Source organism: Gordonia alkaliphila (assembly GCF_023017165.1).
Lineage (GTDB): Bacteria > Actinomycetota > Actinomycetes > Mycobacteriales > Mycobacteriaceae > Gordonia > Gordonia alkaliphila.
The window spans coordinates 1,522,806-1,538,270 of sequence record NZ_JALKBW010000001.1; the positions used below are offsets into that span (position 1 = coordinate 1,522,806).

The following is a 15,465-nucleotide window of genomic DNA, read 5'->3' on the forward strand; positions in this document are numbered from 1 at the left end:
GGTACTCCTAAACCCAGTACGCCACGCGGGCGCGGTAGTTACGCATCACCACGAGTGCAGCGGCCAGGCCGACGGCGGTGCAGCCGATGACCACCCACCAGTGGTAGGCGGCGACGGATTCGCCCATCAGCGGGCCGCGGGCGATCTCCAGGTAGTGGTACATCGGATTGAGCTCCACCAGACGCATGCGCCCGGAAACCCGTTCGCCCTGATCGCCGGTGAAGGTGTTGGTGGACCAGATGATCGGCGTCAGGAAGAACACCAGGTTCACCGCGGTCTTCAGCAGCTCGCCGATGTCGCGGAAACGAGTGGAGAGGACGCCGAACACGATCGTCACCCACACGGCGTTGAGCACGAACAGGCCGATCGCCGGAATTACCAGCAGCGCAGTCCAGTTCAGCGGCTGCGGGAACAGGATCAGGATGACGACGTAGATGACGATGTTGTGGGCGAAGATGATCAGCTGTCGCCACACGATGCGGTACACGTGCACGCTGATCGGCGCGGGCAGCTGTTTGATCAGGCCCTCGTTGGTGGAGAACACCACCGAGCCGTCGAGGATCGAATTGGAGATGAAGTTCCAGAAGATGAAGCCGAGCGCGACGTACGGGAGGAACCAGTTGAGGTCCTGGCCGAACAGTTCGCCGTACAGCAGGCCCATCGCGAACGCGGTGACGCCGGTGGCGATGGTGATCCACAGCGGGCCGAGCACCGAGCGCTTGTAGCGCTGCTTGATGTCGGTCCAGCCCAGGTGCAGCCACAGTTCCGAGTCGCGGAAGCCGTCGACGAGGTCCTTGATGCCCCGGCGGAAGGTCCGCGAGTCCGAGATGGGCGGGGCCGGGGGAATATCGTCGTCGAGGTTTGCCACTGACACAACGGTTGACGATACAGGCGATGAGCTGACGGTCCGCTTCGGCAAGGTGCGGGGCGCTGTGTGCGGACAACGTTCATTATCGTCGGGCGCACTGTCTATCGTGTGGTGCATGCCCTTCGACGTCGCCTCGGTGCGGGGACTGTTCCCCACTCTCGGAGACGGGTGGATCCATCTCGACGTTCAGGCCGGGCAGCAGGTTCCCGATGCGGTGGCCAGCGCGATGAGCACCGGGCTCCGAGCCCTCCCGGTGGATCCGCGCGGGGCGTATCCGCAGGCGCTCGCCGCCGCCGAGGTGGAGCAGAATGCGCGCCGCGCCCTCGCTGATCTGCTCGACGCCGATCCGGCCGCGGTGGTCCTCGGGCCGTCGCGCAGCGTCTTGGTGACGGCGTTGGCCGATGCCATGTCGGCGGCGGACTGGGACGGCGAAGTGATCTGCTCCCGGTTGGACGACGAGGAGAACATCGTCCCGTGGCTGCGGGGTGCGCGGGCACACGGCGCGAGCGTCCGCTGGGCCGAGCTCGACATCTCCGACGGAACTCTGCCGGAATGGCAGTACGCGGACCTCGTGAACGCGCGCACCAAAGTGATCGCGGTGACGTTGGCCTCATCGGTTACCGGCGCGATCGTCGACGTCGCCCAGATCGCGAACTACGCCCGCGACTCGGGGGCGCTCCTCGTGGTCGACGCCTCCTCGGCGGCGCCGTACGTCCGGATGTCGATGGCCGAACTCGGCGCCGACGTGGTGCTCCTGAGCCCGGCGCGCTGGGGCGGCCCGCGGATGGCGGCCATGGTCTTCGCCGACCCGGCACGCCTGGAGTCGTTGACCCGCGTGTCGATGGACCCACGAAGCACCGGGCCTCGCCGATTGGAAGCCGAACCCATGCCGGCCTCGCTGCTCACCGGTGTGGTGGCGTCGGTGGAACACCTGGCCGGACTCGACCCGTCGGCCGACGGTAAACGCCGTCGTCGTCTGACCACCTCGTTGGACAGCACCTACGACTACGTGCAGCGCCTCACGCACTACCTGGTGAACTCGCTGACGCAGCTCGGCCGCGTCCACGTCATCGGCGCCGACACGCACCGCATTCCGGCGGTCAGCTTCGTGGTCGACGGCGTGTCGGCGGCGAAAGTCGCGCAACGACTGGCCGACAACGGCATCAGCGCGCTCTCGGATGTGCCGAGTCGGGCATTGACCAGGATCGGGGCTACCGACGTCGGCGGAGCGGTCACCGTGGGCCTGGGACCGTACGCACTGCCGTACGAGATCGATCAGCTCGCCCGGGTCCTTGGTTCGTTCGGGTGAATTTCGGTGAGAAACGATGTTTTCAGGCTCTACTAACTGTAGTTAATAATCCTTTTCGGTACTGTATGACCAGCGCGTTTTTGTTGCGTTGACGTTTTGCGGGGAGGGAATGACTTGGCCGAGCAGGGGAATGTCGGTGGTGTCACGGACCGGGGCGTCTTGTCGTCGGTGCAGCATCAGCAGTGGCGTGATTTCGCGGAGGCCGGGTGGGACCTTTACCACGAGGTTCGTCGGCGTACAGATGAGGCGTCGTTTCTGACGCATTCGGAGTGGCGCCTGCTCGACGCGCTGTCGAGGTCGCCGCGGCTGCGTATCTCCGATCTCGCGGAGCGCACGCATATCGGCATGAGCACCGTGTCTCGCCAGGTGAGCCGTCTGATCGGCGCCGGGTTCATCGAGGTCGCCGTAGGCGCTCGCGGGGACGCACGGCAGAAGTGGGTCTGCATCACTCCCGAGGGGCGGGCGGCGCAGCTGCCGATCGACGCTGCGCGCGACCGAGCCGCGCAGGCCCTGGTCTTCGACGTGCTGTCCCCGGCGGAGATGGAGGACCTCGTCGGCATGATGCGACGCGTGGGCGACCGCGTCGCCGCCGCCGACCGCATCGCCGCTGTCGACGCGGACGCCTGAACGGGGTGCTTACCCGCTGACCTCCAGCAGGATCTTGCCGATCGCCGAACCGTCGACCAGTCGGTCGAGCGCGGTTCCGGCTTCCGCCAGCGGGTAGACCGTGTCGATCACCGGGCGCACCGCACCGGCCGCGATCAGCGGCCAGGTCCCCTCCAGCGTGGCCGCGACCACTTCGGCTTTCGAGCCGGGGCCGGAGGCGGGTCGGGCGCGGAGGGTGGTGCCCATGATCGTCGCGCGCTTTGCCAGCACCTTGCCCAGATCGAGCTCGCCCTTGCTCCCGCCGAGCATGCCGATCACCACCAGGCGACCGTCCTTCGCGAGTACGTCGATGTTGCGCGGGAGGTACTGGGCGCCCACCACGTCGAGGATCACGTCGGCGCCGCCGTGCGGTTTGAGTGCGGCGACGAAGTCCTCGTAGCTGTAGTCGATGAGGATGTCCGCGCCGAGTTCGCCGCAGCGGGCCAGCTTCTCCGGGTTGCGCGCGGTGACCGCCACCGTGGCGCCGTAAGCCTTCGCGACCTGGATCGCGTGGGTGCCGATGCCGCTGGATCCGCCGTGAATGAGCAGCATCTCGCCCGGCTGCAGGTGCGCGGCGGTGAAGACGTTCGACATCACCGTGCAGGCCACCTCGGGCAGGGCCGCGGCATCGCGCACGCTCACCCCGTCGGGCACCGGCAGCAGTTGTGCCGCGGGCACCGCGACCTTCTCGGCGAAGCCACCGCCGGACAGCAGTGCGCACACCGGGTCGCCGATCGCCCACCCCGCCACGTCCGCGCCGAGGGCCGCGATGTGCCCGGAGACCTCCAGCCCGAGGATCTCCGACGTGCCGGGCGGTGGCGGATAGAAGCCGGACCGTTGCAGCACGTCGGCGCGATTCACGCCGGCGGCGACCACCGCGATCACCACCTCGTCCGCGGCCGGCGTCGGATCGGGAACCTGCGTCAACTGCAGCTGCTCGCTGCCGGTGATGGCGTACATGCCCTCGAGTCTTCCAGCGCTGGGCGGGGGCGTCGAGGGATAGCGGAAGTTCGGCCTCGTGCGCGGGATCGGAGCGGAGACCGGTTCGCCGAGGTCCCGGGGTCTGGGTTCGGGTCGGACCGCGACCTCGTACGATGGTCGAGGCACCAGGGAAGCGTGGCAGAGCGGCCGAATGCACTCGCCTTGAAAGCGAGCGTCTGTAAAAGGACCGGGGGTTCAAATCCCTCCGCTTCCGCAGCAGGTCAGGGGCGATTCTCGAGAAACCGCCCCTGACCTCATGTCAGTACCTGCGCGATCGGCAGGTACACCGCGGCAGCCGGTCGAAGCCCGGCGGCGATCAGCCTGCGACGAGGGGAACCACGCGGTCCGCGGCGGCGACCACCTCGGGGTCGTGTGTTGCGACGACGGTGACGCATCCGGACTCGGCGGTCACCCGGTTGATCAGCTCGACGATCTGCCCGGCCTGGCTGCGATCCACCGCGGCGGTCGGCTCGTCGACCAGCAGCAGCGAGGGGCGGTGGACCATCGCGCGGGCGATCGCCACCCGCTGTCGCTGCCCGCCGGACAGGTGCTCCGGTCGGGTCTTGAGGTGGGTCGACATGCCGACTTCCTCGAGCAGTTCTTCCGCGCGCGAGCGCACCTGCGAGGGGCGCTTACCGGAGATGACGCCCATCGCGACCACCTGGTCGAGCACGGTGAGCCCGGGGAACAGGTTTCCGGATTGGAAGACGTAACCGATGTGCGTGCGACGCAACCGGTCGCCTGCGCGGGTCGAGAGAGCGCTGACGTCGGTGTCGTCGAGCGTGACGGTCCCGGAGTCGGGGTGCCGCAGGATCCCGCAGACGCCCAGCAACGTCGACTTGCCCGAGCCCGACGGTCCCACGATCGCGGTGACCTGCCTGTCCGCGAAGGTCTCCGTGAAGCCGTCGAGGATCAGCAGCGGGTCGTCGCCGGAACGGTATTCGACGGTGACATCGCGAAGGTCGAGGCTCATCGGGAGGCTCCCAGCATGGTCAAGGGGTCGGCGGTGACGACCCAGCGGAGGGTGACGGCGGATCCGACCAGCGAGGCCGCGATCACCGCGAGTGTGGTGGTCGCCAGCGAGGCGAAGGGGAGGTCGAACGGCACGGCGTCGCCGAGGAGGAGGCCCAGTCCGTAGGCGACGGCCGATCCGATGATCGTCGACAGGCCGACCACCACGGTGGCCTGCGCGAGAGTGGCGCCGATGAGTGACCACCGGGACACGCCGAGCGCCCGCTGGAGGGCGTACACGCCGTGGCGCTGCAGGATCCAGACCGCGAAGAAGGCCGCGACGATCAGCGGCGCGATCACGTAGAGGAACGCCAGGATCGAGTTCATCGTGAGGCGCTCGCCCGAGTAGCCGGGGGCGGCCTCGAGCATCGTGGTCTCCGGCGAGACGGTGGTCGCGCCGACGGTCGCCGGGGGATTGCCGCCCAGGATCGCGATCGCTGCAGCGGTGCCGCGCTGGCGGTCGTTCAGGTCGGTGGTGCCGTACCGGACCGTGCGCCAGGTCTCCAGTGACGTGTACGCGGCGGGGACGTGGCCGTATGAGGTCGGTTCCACGGTGCCGACCACGCGCAGCACCACGTCGGTGTTGTCGACGGTGATCTCGTCACCGATCGTGATGCCCTCGTCGAGCAGTTTGGTGGAGACGACGATCTCGCCGGGTGCGGTGCCCAGACGTTCGCCGGCCTCGGCGGCCGGGGTCAGCGGACCCTCCGGGTTCACGCCGATCACTGCGAGGTCGGCCACCGAGCCCGAGTCGGTCTCGCCGTGGGCCATGGTGATGCCGAACGGCGTCGAGTCGACGTCGGGGAGGTCATGCCATGCCTGGACGTCCGTGGCGGAGATCGTGCTCCGGTTGAAGTCGTTGGCGCCGTCGGCGAACGCCACCGACTTCGCGTTCATGGCCCGCAATGCGGACACCGTGTCGTTGCCGAGGCCGATTGTGAATCCGGAGACCATACCGACGAGTGCCGCGACGAGCGCCACCACCAGTCCGATCATTGCGAAGCGGCCCCAGGCCGCTCGCAGTTCGCGCAATGCGATGAACACTGCCACTCCCATCTATTGAGACACCCTGTCGCGACCAGACGGTACAGCGTTGCGACAGGGTGTCTCAAAAGGGGAGGTCAGGGGTTGACGATGGCGGCCGCGGCGCCGCACATGAAGTCGATGACCTCATCGGCGGGTGCGTCGGGTCCCACCAGTGGCAACGAGGAATTCACCAGGGCGTCGATCGCCGTGATGATCAGGTCCGGCCGCGGCGCGTCGAGCTGTGCGACGGTGTCGTGCAGGACCGCGGAGATCTGCTCGTGCATCTCGACGATTCGACGTCGAGCCGACTCGGACAGACGAGCCCGCGAGAGCGAACTCTGCAACATGTGCTCGCCGCTGGCGGCGAGTGTCAGGTTGCTGCGAACGTAGGCGACGACGCCGGCGCGCGCGTCGGGAGCGTCGTCGACCGCGGCCGCCACGGCCGCCGCCCAATCGGTGAATCCCTGCGCCACGACCAGGTCGACGAGATCGTCCACCGACGAGACGTACCGGTAGATGCTGTTGCGCGCAATACCGGCCTCGGCGGCCACCGACGCGGCCGTCAGCTTGCGTTCGCCGCCGCTGAGGAGAATGCGCTTGGTCCCTTCCATTAGCGATGACAGGACTTCCTCGCGGTGTTCGGCGAGAGTGTCGGCGCTGATCTTGGGCACGTCTTCCTCGGGCTTTCCGTACGCTGGCGGCGGGGTGGGCCGCCGAGTGGTCGCGGCATGCATCCTACTGGCGGTCACTACATGAGCACGTCGCCGAGGGCGTAGGTCAGAGCCAGCATGCCGAGGCCGAGGCAGAGGCCGCGGAGGATGGCGAAGGCGACGCGGTAGTGACCGCGCGGGGAGAAGACGACGGCGGTCACGGTCAGCGACACCCCGGCGATGGTCAGCGTCAGCCAGGACCGGAAGTCGAATGGGGCCAGGATCTGCAGCAGGACCGGCAGGACGAACAGCCCTGGCCTGCACCGATCCAAGAACCACCCTCGAAAATCAGCTCAGGAGGTCCAACTCAGGTCGGAAGTCGAAACGGGGCCAGGATCGGCAGCAGGACCGGCAGGACGGCGCCGAGGAGGAAGGCCGCCGCGTCGGTCTGTCCGACGAAGCCGTCTCCGCGCGGGTGTACCAACGATTGAAGGCGGTGTTGATGTTTGTCCCGGCCCGACCCGCCAGGACTGCGACTCGGTCCTCGTTCTCGCCCAGAGGAGCGAATCCGGAGCACCAGAAGACGTCGCCGAGGCGATCCGGCCTGCACGGCGGCTCGATGCCTTCGACGCATATATGCCAGAGGCTGTGGTCTTGTTGGTGGCCACTTGCCCACCCACGAAGGATCAACAGTGCGCTCCACCACTACTCGAGACGTGACCCGCAGCGGTGGCCGTCGGCCCTCCGGGACCAGCCATGGCGGGGTCGACGCGGAGGCCACCAAGGAACACCTGTTGGAGGTCGCTCGCGATCTGGACATCCGCGGACGCTCCACGATGCGAAAAGCCGAGCTCGTCGATGCGATCGAGCGGGCCAACCGGAAGGCCTCGCGGAAGTAGGACCCGTCGCGTGCGCCCGGCAGCAGGTCGGCGGGGTAGCGGTGCGAGACGACGGTCGACCGGAATGAACCGGTCGGCCGTCGTCGTTTCGATGTCGGAAGGTGACTGCCCGCGGAGCGCGGTCAGCGGGCGGTGGCCGCGGCCCCGCTCTCGGTGCCCTGGGCGGCATGCGGCACCCTGCCGCTCGGATCTTCCAGGTGGGCCCGCATGAACCACTGGAACTTTTCCAGTTCGCCGGTCTGACCGATGAGGATGTCTTCGGATACCGGGTCGATCTTGCCCGCCTCTTCGATCGCGCTGCGGTGGGAGCCGATCACGCCCTCGTAGACCACGTCGAGCGCGGCGAGGTGAGCGTTCACCGTGTCACGGCCGAGACTGTAGTCGTCCCACGTGCGGTCTCGTTCGATCGCGGTGGGGGTGCCCGCGGGCGAGCCGCCGAGCGCGGCGATGCGCTCGGCGAGCACATCGGCGTAACCGCGCACCGTTTCCACCTGCGGATCGATCATCTGGTGGACACCGATGAAGGTGGGTCCCACCACGTTCCAGTGCACATGCTTGAGCGTCAGATGCAGGTCGTTCAGAGCGCTGAGCCGGTTCTGCAGGAGCTCGATCAAGCGGTTGGCGTTATGCTTTTCGATTCCTGATGTAGCCATGCCTGTTCTCCTTGCGTTGAGTGGCGAGTGGAGATCGCCGTGCGCGATCCCGCTCCATCGGGTACCCGGCGCGGTGACGATCAAACATCCTCGGCCGGCGCCCAGGCTATGGGGGCAGGTCACCGAGCGTGTAGGTAAGTCCAGCGGGCCCGGACCGCCGAGGCGTTCCCAGTCCGTTCCCTCCGGCGTCCTCAGCGGCGCTGTACGTCCTCGTGCGCGCCGTGCACGATCCGATCGAAACTCGAGCGCGCCTCCGACGGGAGATCGACGTCGGAGATGCGGGCCTCGATGGCTGCGGCCAGAGCATAGAGCTTCACGTTCGATTCCTGTGAGCGCCAGACGAGGAGGTCGAAGGCTTGCTGCGGGGTGAGTCGATAGGCGAACATCAAGGCGCCTTTGACTCGCTCGATCGTCGCCCGCCGGCGGGCCACCTCGTCGGCGTCCATCGCGTCGGCGGGCTCGGCGGGCTCGGCGGAGCTGCAGGTGCCGGGGGCAGCGGCCAAGCCGCTCGGTGGGTTGGTGACGTGTTCTCCGCGCAATCGCGACCTCCTGCTCCGGGTGAGCGACGGGACTGTCGCCGATGACATCGACCTTAAGTGCGTCGAGGGTTAGGAGGCTCACCCCTACGGGTGTATTCATGGGGGTTACGGTTGGATATGGGACCGATCCGGGTGGCACTCATCGATGACTACGACGTGGTGGTGCGCGGCCTGGAAACCATGCTACGGCGCTACACGGACCGGGTGAGCGTCCAGGCGCTGTCAACCTCGGGCGAGATTTTCGACGACGTCGACATCGCGCTGTACGACTCGTTCGCCAACCCGCCCGCCGATCACCAGATCATCGCTGACCTTGCCGCGAACGGGCACGTCGGGAAGGTGGTGGTCTATTCCTGGGATGCGTCGGAACCGATCGCCGGTGCCGCGCTGACCGCGGGCGCGGCGGGATTCATCTCCAAGCGACTGCCGGCTGCGAAACTCGTGGAGGCGCTGGAGAAGATCCACCTCGCCGAGGGCGCGCCGCAATCGTTCTCCGGCAGCAGCTCGACGGCGGCGCTGAACGTGGGCGACTGGCCGGGGCGCGAAGAAGGCCTCACACAACGGGAGGCCGAGGTGATCGCCCTGATCACGCAGGGTCTGAGCAACGCCGACATCGCGGCGCAGACCGGCCTGTCGATCAACTCGGTGAAGACCTACATACGGACCGGGTACCGTCGCATCGGCGTGACCACCCGGGCGCAAGCCGTCCTGTGGGGTGCACAGCATGGCTTCGTGCCCGACCGGCCACGCCGAGATCACCCCGCGTAGGGCATGATCAGCGACCGTGCTGGGCGATCCGCACGAGGTCGCCGGCCGGTCCGGCGAGTTGGGCGGGCGGCTGCCACACGGCGCGTAGGTCGCGCTCCACGCGGAGCCCGGGAACGTCGACGATCTGTACCGCGCCGGCGCGTACGGCGCCGTCGACGGCGAGAGTGCTGAGCACCGCGGGGCCGACGCCGTCGGCCACCGCGGTGGTGAGGGCGGCACTGCTGCCCAGTTCGAGGAGCGGTGCGGCGCGGGTGTGTCCTTCGAGCGCGGCGTCGAGCGTGTCGCGGGTGCCGGAGCCGGGTTCGCGGACCAGCAGCGGGGTCCCGGCCAGTTCGGACACCGAGAGGGGTTGGCGTCGTCGTGCCCACGGATGGTCCGGCGCGACGATCACCACCAGGCGGTCGCGGGCCACGACCGCGCTGTAGACGCCCTTGGGGAGGCTCGGGGTCTCGATGAAGCCCACATCGCAGCCACCGGCGCCGAGCAGTTCCAGTACCCCGGCGGAGTTCTGTACCTTCAGGTGCACCGTGGTCTCCGGATGGTCGGCGCGGAACGCGCCGAGCCAGCGCGGTATCAGGTGTTCGGCCACCGACAGTGAGGCGGCGACGGTCAGTTCGGCGTTCCGGTCGTCGCGCAGGCCGTCGGCGACGTCGAGGAATTGTCGTGCCCCGGTCAAGGTTTCGCGCGCCCAGTGCACCAGCACGGTGCCCTCGGCGGTCAGACGGGAACCGCTGGTGGTGCGCTCGAGGAGGACGACGTCGAGCTGTCGTTCCAGGCGGCCGATCGCACGGCTCGCATTCGGCTGCGCCATATGCAGATCGCGCGCAGCAGCGCTGAGGCTGCCGTGGTCGTCGACGCCGACGAGCAACTCCAGCGCGGTGAGGTCGAGCGAGCCGGGACGCACGATCGCGAGACTACTCGGCATGCCTATGCGCCGATGGAGATAGATCAATTCGATATGTCCCCATGCGGAAGCGGGGGCTTCTGCACGACGACAATACGGGCGAACCTGGAAACCATGACCCGCCAACTCGAATCCGTGCAGCAAGCACCGCCGTCGCCGCCCGCGACCGGACCGGTGCCCGGACTGCTCGTCTGCGCCCTCGCCACCGCTGTAGCGATGGCCGTGAACTGGTGGCTCCCGATGGTCAGCCCGCTGCTCATCGCGATCGTGCTCGGCGCGATCGCGACGAACATCGCGCCGCTCGGCCCGCGCTACGCCCCCGGTATGGCGATCGCGTCGCGGCCGCTGCTGCGCATCGGCATCGCGCTGCTCGGCCTCCAGTTGGTCTTCGGTGACATCCTCGGCCTCGGCGCCGGCGTGATCGCGGTGATCGTGTGCGTGGTGGTCTTCGGTATCGGCGGCATTCTCTGGGTGGGCGCCAAGCTGGGCCTGAGTCCCGCGCAACGACTGCTCATCGCGTGTGGCACCTCCATCTGCGGTGCGGCGGCCGTGGCCGCCGTCGACGGGGTGATCGACGCCGACGACGAGGACGTCGCCACCGCGATCGGCACCGTCGTGGTCTTCGGCACCATGCTCCTCGGTCTGCTTCCGCTGGCCGTGCACTTCCTGTCCCTCGGCCCGGAGATCGGCGGCATCTGGGCCGGAGCGTCCATTCACGAGGTCGCGCAGGTGGTGGCGGCCGGCGGCATGATCGGCTCGGGCGCACTGGCCGTCGCCGTGGTGGTCAAGCTCGGCCGCGTCCTCATGCTCGCCCCGGTGATGGCCGTGATCAGCCTGCGCCAGCGGCGCCACGCCCCGGCAGGCCAGCGCCCGCCGCTGGTGCCGGTGTTCGTTCTCGGCTTCCTCGCCTGCGTCACCCTGCGCTCGGTGGGCGTGGTGCCCGACGGCGTGCTGCAGGTGGCCGGCCACGTCCAGGTGGCGCTGCTGAGCGCGGCGATGTTCGCCCTCGGTACCGGCGTCCGGATCAGCGCGCTGCGCGCCGTCGGACCCCGCCCGTTCGTGCTCGGCGCGATCGGCACCACCTGGGTCGTCGGTCTGGGTCTGGCCGGAGCGTTGCTGGTCGGCTGACTTCTCGCGTACACCTGAGCCATGAGCTCTGACGCCTCCGTCCCACTGCCCGTCGCGATCGAGCCCGAACAGGATCGGCATCTCGTCGCCGCGGTCGAAGCGGGCGGAGGCGTCGTCGTGCCGCTGAGCGAGGCGCGTGCTCTCGTGTGGATCGGGCCGCCGGCCGACTTCCCGACGCTGCCCGACACGATCGAGTGGGTGGCCCTCAAGACCGCCGGGATCGAAGGCTTCAAGGATGCGGGCGTGCTCGACGACCGGCGCCGCTGGACCAACGCCTCAGGCTTCTATGCCGCGGGTTGTGCCGAACACGCCCTCGCGCTGCTGCTGGCGGGCCTGCGGCAGATCCCCGCCAGCGTGCTGCTGGGCTGGAACGACGACGTGATCCCGCCCAGGGTCCGCACCCTGCGCGGCGCGACGGTGGCGATCATCGGCGCGGGCGGTATCGGCCGGGAACTGGCCCCACGACTGCGGGCGTGCGGCGCGACGGTAATCGCGGTGAACCGCTCCGGCCGCCCGGTGGAGGGCGCCGATCGGACCGTGTCCGCCGAATACACCGAGCAGGTCCTGACCGACACCGATCACGTGGTGCTGGCGGCACCGTCGACTGCGGCCACCCGCCACCTGCTCAACGACCGCACGCTGGCCCTGCTGAAGCCGCACAGTTGGGTGGTGAACGTGGCCCGCGGTTCGCTGATCGATCAGGAGGCGCTCGGGCGAGCGCTGCGTGCGGGCACCATCGCCGGGGCCGCGCTCGACGTGACCGATCCGGAGCCACCGGCCGACGACGATCCGCTGTACAGCTATCCCAACCTGATCCTCACACCGCACATCGCCAATCCGGCCCCCGGACTGACCCGGGAGATGGCGCCGTGGCTCGCCGAGAACGTCCGACGATTCATCGCCGGCGAGGAGTTGCTGTCCGTCGTCGATCCGGCCGCCGACTACTGACGCCGAGTCCAGTGGTCGGGTGGTCGGCGTCGTGCCAAGATCTGACCATGAGCATTCGTGTGAACGTCGACAATTTCGTGCGCGCCGAGACCGGTCGCATGTTGGCCGACCTGCAGCGTAAGTCGGGCGGTGTCAATCGGTTCAGTCATGAGCGCGAACCCGCCGACATCGCGCACCAGCTGGTGATCCGCCTCAACCGCGACACCCTGTACAGCTTCGCCGTCGTCGACCTGCGCGAAGGCGCGACGCTGACGCTCCCCGAGCACGGGGAGCGGTACCTGTCGGCGATGGTGGTCAACGAGGACCACTTCATCAACGAGATCTTCCACGACGCCGGGACCTACGAGCTGACCCGGGAGAAGTTCGGCACCCGGTACGTGGCGGTGGCGGTGCGCATCCTGGTGGATCCGGCCGACCCCGCCGACCTCGCCGCGGTGGCGGCGCTGCAGGATCAGCTCGCGGTGACGGCGGGGTCGTCGGTGCCGTTCGAACTGCCCGACTACGACGCGCCGACCCTCGACGAGACCCGTCGTTCGCTGCTGGATCTGGCCCGCAACATGACTAATTTCGACGGCGCGTTCGGCACCCGCGATCAAGTGGATCCGATCCGCCGCCTCATCGGCACCGCCGCCGGTTGGGGCGGACTGCCGGTGAGCGAGGCCGTCTACATCGGCGTTGATCCCCGCCTGCCGCAGGGCAAGTACGAGCTGACCGTCGGCGCCGACGTCCCGGTCGACGGCTTCTGGTCGATCTCGGTCTACAACGCTGACGGCTTCTTCGAGCCGAACGAGCGCGGCGCGTACACGGTCAACAACATCACCGGCGTCCGCAACGACGACGGCAGCGTCACCGTCCGGTTCGGCGACTACCCGGTCGACGTGCCCAACGCCATCCCGGTGACCGAGGGCTGGAACTACCTGGTGCGGCTGTACCGCCCTCGGCCGGAGATCGCCGACGGAACCTGGACCTTCCCGATGCTCGCGGAGTAGGACGACCCGGCCCGACCTCGCGGATCACACCGCCAGGTCGGCGCCGGTGCGCGGCGGATCGGCGGCGAGGGCCGTGTTCTCGTCGTCGGAGAACGCCCGCGACCGGGACAGGAACCGGACTCCCTCGGGTGCTTCCAGCGAGAAGCCGGCGCCGCGGCCGGGCACCACGTCGAGGATCAGCTGGGTGTGCTTCCACAGCTCGAACTGGTCGCCGTTGATCCACACGCGCACCGTCGGCAGTGGATCGGGCAGGTCCAGTTCGCCGACGAGGACGTCACGCTGGCCGATGCGGTATTCGCCCACCGGGTAACACATCGGGGCCGAACCGTCGCAGCAGCCGCCCGACTGGTGCATCATCAGCCCGCCGTGCAGCTCGGTGAGCTTGGTCAGCAGCTCCGTGGCCGCTTCGGTGGCCACCACCCGGTCGGGTGCAGAGTTCTCGCTCATCGTCGATCTCCCTCTCGCTTCACTCATTCGATTCGCTCGCAAAAAATGGATAACGCGCCCCGGAGGTAACCACCTCCGGGGCGCGTTGCTGGGGACTGCACCGCGGGGCGCAGAGGGGGTGAAGCGGAAGGCTTAGAAGAAGCCCTTCGGCTGACCCGAGTAGCCGACCAGGAGGGCCTTGGTCTGCTGGTAGTGCGAGAGCATCATCAGGTGGTTCTCGCGGCCGATACCGGACTGCTTGTAGCCGCCGAAGGCCGCGTGCGCCGGGTAGTCGTGGTAGGTGTTGGTCCACACACGACCGGCCTGGATGTCGCGGCCGGCGCGGTAGGCGACGGTGCCGTTACGGCTCCACACGCCGGCGCCGAGGCCGTACAGGGTGTCGTTGGCGATCCGGATGCCGTCCTCGTAGTCGCGGAAGCTGGTCACCGCGAGCACCGGACCGAAGATCTCCTCCTGGAAGATGCGCATGTCGTTGTTGCCGCGGAAGACGGTCGGCTTGATGTAGAAGCCGCCCGACAGGTCGCCGCCGAGATCTGCGGCCTCGCCGCCGATGAGCACCTCGGCGCCCTCGTCGCGACCGATGGTCAGGTACGACTGGATCTTCACGTACTGATCGTTCGACGCCTGGGCGCCCATCATGGTCTCGGTGTCGAGGGGGTTGCCCATCTTGATCTTGGAGACGCGGTCGACGGCCTTCTCCAGGAACGCGTCGTAGATGCCTTCCTGAATCAGGGCGCGGCTCGGGCAGGTGCAGACCTCGCCCTGGTTGAGGGCGAACATCGCGAAGCCTTCGAGGGCGCGCTCGAGGAAGCCGTCCTCGGCGCTCATCACGTCGTCGAAGAACATGTTCGGGCTCTTGCCGCCCAGTTCCAGGGTCACCGGGATCAGGTTCTCGGAGGCGTACTGCGAGATCAGGCGACCGGTGGTGGTCTCACCGGTGAAGGCGATCTTGCGGATCCGGTTGCTGGACGCCAGCGGCTTGCCGGCCTCGACGCCGAAGCCGTTGACCACGTTGATCACGCCGGCCGGGAGGACGTCGGTGAGCAGGCTCATCAGGTAGAGGATCGACGCCGGGGTCTGCTCGGCCGGCTTGAGGACCACGCAGTTGCCCGCGGCCAGCGCCGGGGCCAGCTTCCAGACGGCCATCAGGATCGGGAAGTTCCAGGGGATGATCTGGCCGACGACGCCCAGCGGCTCCTGGAAGTGGTAGGCGACGGTGTCGTTGTCGATCTCGGAGATGCCGCCTTCCTGCGCGCGGATCACACCGGCGAAGTAGCGGAAGTGGTCGATGGCCAGCGGGATGTCGGCGGCCAGGGTCTCGCGGACCGCCTTGCCGTTCTCCCAGCTCTCGGCCACCGCGATGGCCTCCAGGTTCGCCTCCATGGTGTCGGCGATCTTGTTCAGGACCTGGGCGCGGGCGGCGACGGTGGTCTTGCCCCAGGCGGGAGCGGCGGCGTGCGCGGCGTCCAGTGCCAGGTCGATGTCCTCAGCGGTGGAGCGGGCCACCTCGCAGAAGACCTTGCCGTCGATGGGCGACGGGTTCTCAAAATACTGGCCCTTGACCGGCGGGACCCACGCTCCGCCGATGAAATTGTCGTAGCGGGACTGGTAGCTCATCAGCGAGCCGTCGGTACCGGGCTTGGCGAAAACAGTCATCGCGAACTCCTTTGTGCGTGGGGTGGCTTGGCGATCAAGTCACC

Annotated in this window: 17 protein-coding genes, 1 tRNA gene and 1 pseudogene; 8 read left to right on the forward strand and 11 right to left on the reverse strand. The window is 68.2% G+C overall.

What is annotated here, in order from left to right:
• Nucleotides 1–7: 7 nt before the first annotated feature.
• Nucleotides 8–874 (reverse strand): galactan export ABC transporter permease subunit Wzm/RfbD, encoded by an 867-nt coding sequence (wzm, locus tag MUG78_RS06715; protein ID WP_372493147.1) that lies wholly within the window; start codon nt 872–874, stop codon nt 8–10.
• Between the two features lie 109 nt (nt 875–983).
• Between wzm and MUG78_RS06720 the strand changes: the two genes are divergently transcribed.
• Together MUG78_RS06720 and MUG78_RS06725 are read left to right on the forward strand one after the other, a co-directional pair.
• The gene (locus MUG78_RS06720) at nt 984–2,177 is read left to right on the forward strand and encodes an aminotransferase class V-fold PLP-dependent enzyme (RefSeq protein ID WP_246993419.1); all 1,194 of its coding nucleotides are present in this window, start codon (nt 984–986) and stop codon (nt 2,175–2,177) included.
• Between the two features lie 168 nt (nt 2,178–2,345).
• The gene (locus tag MUG78_RS06725) at nt 2,346–2,804 is read left to right on the forward strand and encodes a MarR family winged helix-turn-helix transcriptional regulator (RefSeq protein WP_246996887.1); all 459 of its coding nucleotides are present in this window, start codon (nt 2,346–2,348) and stop codon (nt 2,802–2,804) included.
• A gap of 9 nt (nt 2,805–2,813) precedes the next feature.
• On the opposite strand, the gene MUG78_RS06730 is transcribed toward MUG78_RS06725, so the two are convergent.
• Complete coding sequence (locus MUG78_RS06730) at nt 2,814–3,782, reverse strand: NAD(P)H-quinone oxidoreductase (protein WP_246993420.1); 969 nt, start codon at nt 3,780–3,782, stop codon at nt 2,814–2,816.
• 150 nt (nt 3,783–3,932) lie between these two features.
• Here MUG78_RS06730 and MUG78_RS06735 point away from each other — a divergent pair.
• Nucleotides 3,933–4,017, forward strand: a tRNA-Ser gene (locus MUG78_RS06735).
• A 102-nt stretch (nt 4,018–4,119) separates the two neighbouring features.
• On the opposite strand, the gene MUG78_RS06740 is transcribed toward MUG78_RS06735, so the two are convergent.
• From MUG78_RS06740 to MUG78_RS06755, 4 genes are all read right to left on the reverse strand, one after another.
• Nucleotides 4,120–4,776 (reverse strand): ABC transporter ATP-binding protein, encoded by a 657-nt coding sequence (locus MUG78_RS06740; protein WP_246993422.1) that lies wholly within the window; start codon nt 4,774–4,776, stop codon nt 4,120–4,122.
• Nucleotides 4,773–5,858: an ABC transporter permease gene (locus MUG78_RS06745; protein ID WP_246996888.1), complete on the reverse strand. Its 1,086-nt coding sequence runs from the start codon at nt 5,856–5,858 to the stop codon at nt 4,773–4,775. The genes MUG78_RS06740 and MUG78_RS06745 overlap by 4 nt, the downstream gene beginning before the upstream one ends.
• A gap of 77 nt (nt 5,859–5,935) precedes the next feature.
• Nucleotides 5,936–6,511, reverse strand: coding sequence for a TetR/AcrR family transcriptional regulator (locus MUG78_RS06750; RefSeq protein ID WP_246993424.1), 576 nt, complete (start codon nt 6,509–6,511; stop codon nt 5,936–5,938).
• A 77-nt stretch (nt 6,512–6,588) separates the two neighbouring features.
• Complete coding sequence (locus MUG78_RS06755) at nt 6,589–6,822, reverse strand: VIT1/CCC1 transporter family protein (RefSeq protein ID WP_246993426.1); 234 nt, start codon at nt 6,820–6,822, stop codon at nt 6,589–6,591.
• A gap of 390 nt (nt 6,823–7,212) precedes the next feature.
• On the opposite strand from MUG78_RS06755, the pseudogene MUG78_RS06760 reads away from it, so the two are divergent.
• Nucleotides 7,213–7,389 (forward strand): annotated as a pseudogene (locus tag MUG78_RS06760) (Rho termination factor N-terminal domain-containing protein); the annotation flags it as partial.
• A 122-nt stretch (nt 7,390–7,511) separates the two neighbouring features.
• Here MUG78_RS06760 and MUG78_RS06765 read toward each other — a convergent pair.
• Both MUG78_RS06765 and MUG78_RS06770 read right to left on the reverse strand, forming a co-directional pair.
• A complete protein-coding gene (locus MUG78_RS06765) occupies nt 7,512–8,042 on the reverse strand; it encodes a Dps family protein (protein ID WP_246996890.1) in 531 nt (176 codons plus the stop codon).
• A gap of 191 nt (nt 8,043–8,233) precedes the next feature.
• Nucleotides 8,234–8,581, reverse strand: coding sequence for an ANTAR domain-containing protein (locus MUG78_RS06770; RefSeq protein ID WP_246993428.1), 348 nt, complete (start codon nt 8,579–8,581; stop codon nt 8,234–8,236).
• Between the two features lie 156 nt (nt 8,582–8,737).
• Here MUG78_RS06770 and MUG78_RS06775 point away from each other — a divergent pair, with 156 nt between their 5' ends.
• Nucleotides 8,738–9,349: a response regulator transcription factor gene (locus MUG78_RS06775; protein WP_308221339.1), complete on the forward strand. Its 612-nt coding sequence runs from the start codon at nt 8,738–8,740 to the stop codon at nt 9,347–9,349.
• A 7-nt stretch (nt 9,350–9,356) separates the two neighbouring features.
• On the opposite strand, the gene MUG78_RS06780 is transcribed toward MUG78_RS06775, so the two are convergent.
• On the reverse strand, nt 9,357–10,274 hold the full coding sequence (locus MUG78_RS06780; protein ID WP_246993432.1) for a LysR family transcriptional regulator: 918 nt from the start codon (nt 10,272–10,274) through the stop codon (nt 9,357–9,359).
• Between the two features lie 93 nt (nt 10,275–10,367).
• On the opposite strand from MUG78_RS06780, the gene MUG78_RS06785 reads away from it, so the two are divergent.
• The 3 genes from MUG78_RS06785 to MUG78_RS06795 are packed head-to-tail and all read left to right on the forward strand — an operon-like array spanning nt 10,368 to nt 13,318.
• On the forward strand, nt 10,368–11,381 hold the full coding sequence (locus MUG78_RS06785; RefSeq protein ID WP_246993434.1) for a YeiH family protein: 1,014 nt from the start codon (nt 10,368–10,370) through the stop codon (nt 11,379–11,381).
• A 21-nt stretch (nt 11,382–11,402) separates the two neighbouring features.
• Nucleotides 11,403–12,329 (forward strand): D-isomer specific 2-hydroxyacid dehydrogenase family protein, encoded by a 927-nt coding sequence (locus tag MUG78_RS06790; protein ID WP_246993436.1) that lies wholly within the window; start codon nt 11,403–11,405, stop codon nt 12,327–12,329.
• 47 nt (nt 12,330–12,376) lie between these two features.
• The gene (locus MUG78_RS06795) at nt 12,377–13,318 is read left to right on the forward strand and encodes a DUF1214 domain-containing protein (protein ID WP_246993439.1); all 942 of its coding nucleotides are present in this window, start codon (nt 12,377–12,379) and stop codon (nt 13,316–13,318) included.
• 24 nt (nt 13,319–13,342) lie between these two features.
• On the opposite strand, the gene MUG78_RS06800 is transcribed toward MUG78_RS06795, so the two are convergent.
• Nucleotides 13,343–13,765, reverse strand: coding sequence for a DUF779 domain-containing protein (locus MUG78_RS06800; protein WP_246993441.1), 423 nt, complete (start codon nt 13,763–13,765; stop codon nt 13,343–13,345).
• A gap of 132 nt (nt 13,766–13,897) precedes the next feature.
• Nucleotides 13,898–15,421, reverse strand: coding sequence for an acetaldehyde dehydrogenase ExaC (exaC, locus tag MUG78_RS06805; protein ID WP_246993443.1), 1,524 nt, complete (start codon nt 15,419–15,421; stop codon nt 13,898–13,900).
• Between the last annotated feature and the right edge of the window lie 44 nt (nt 15,422–15,465).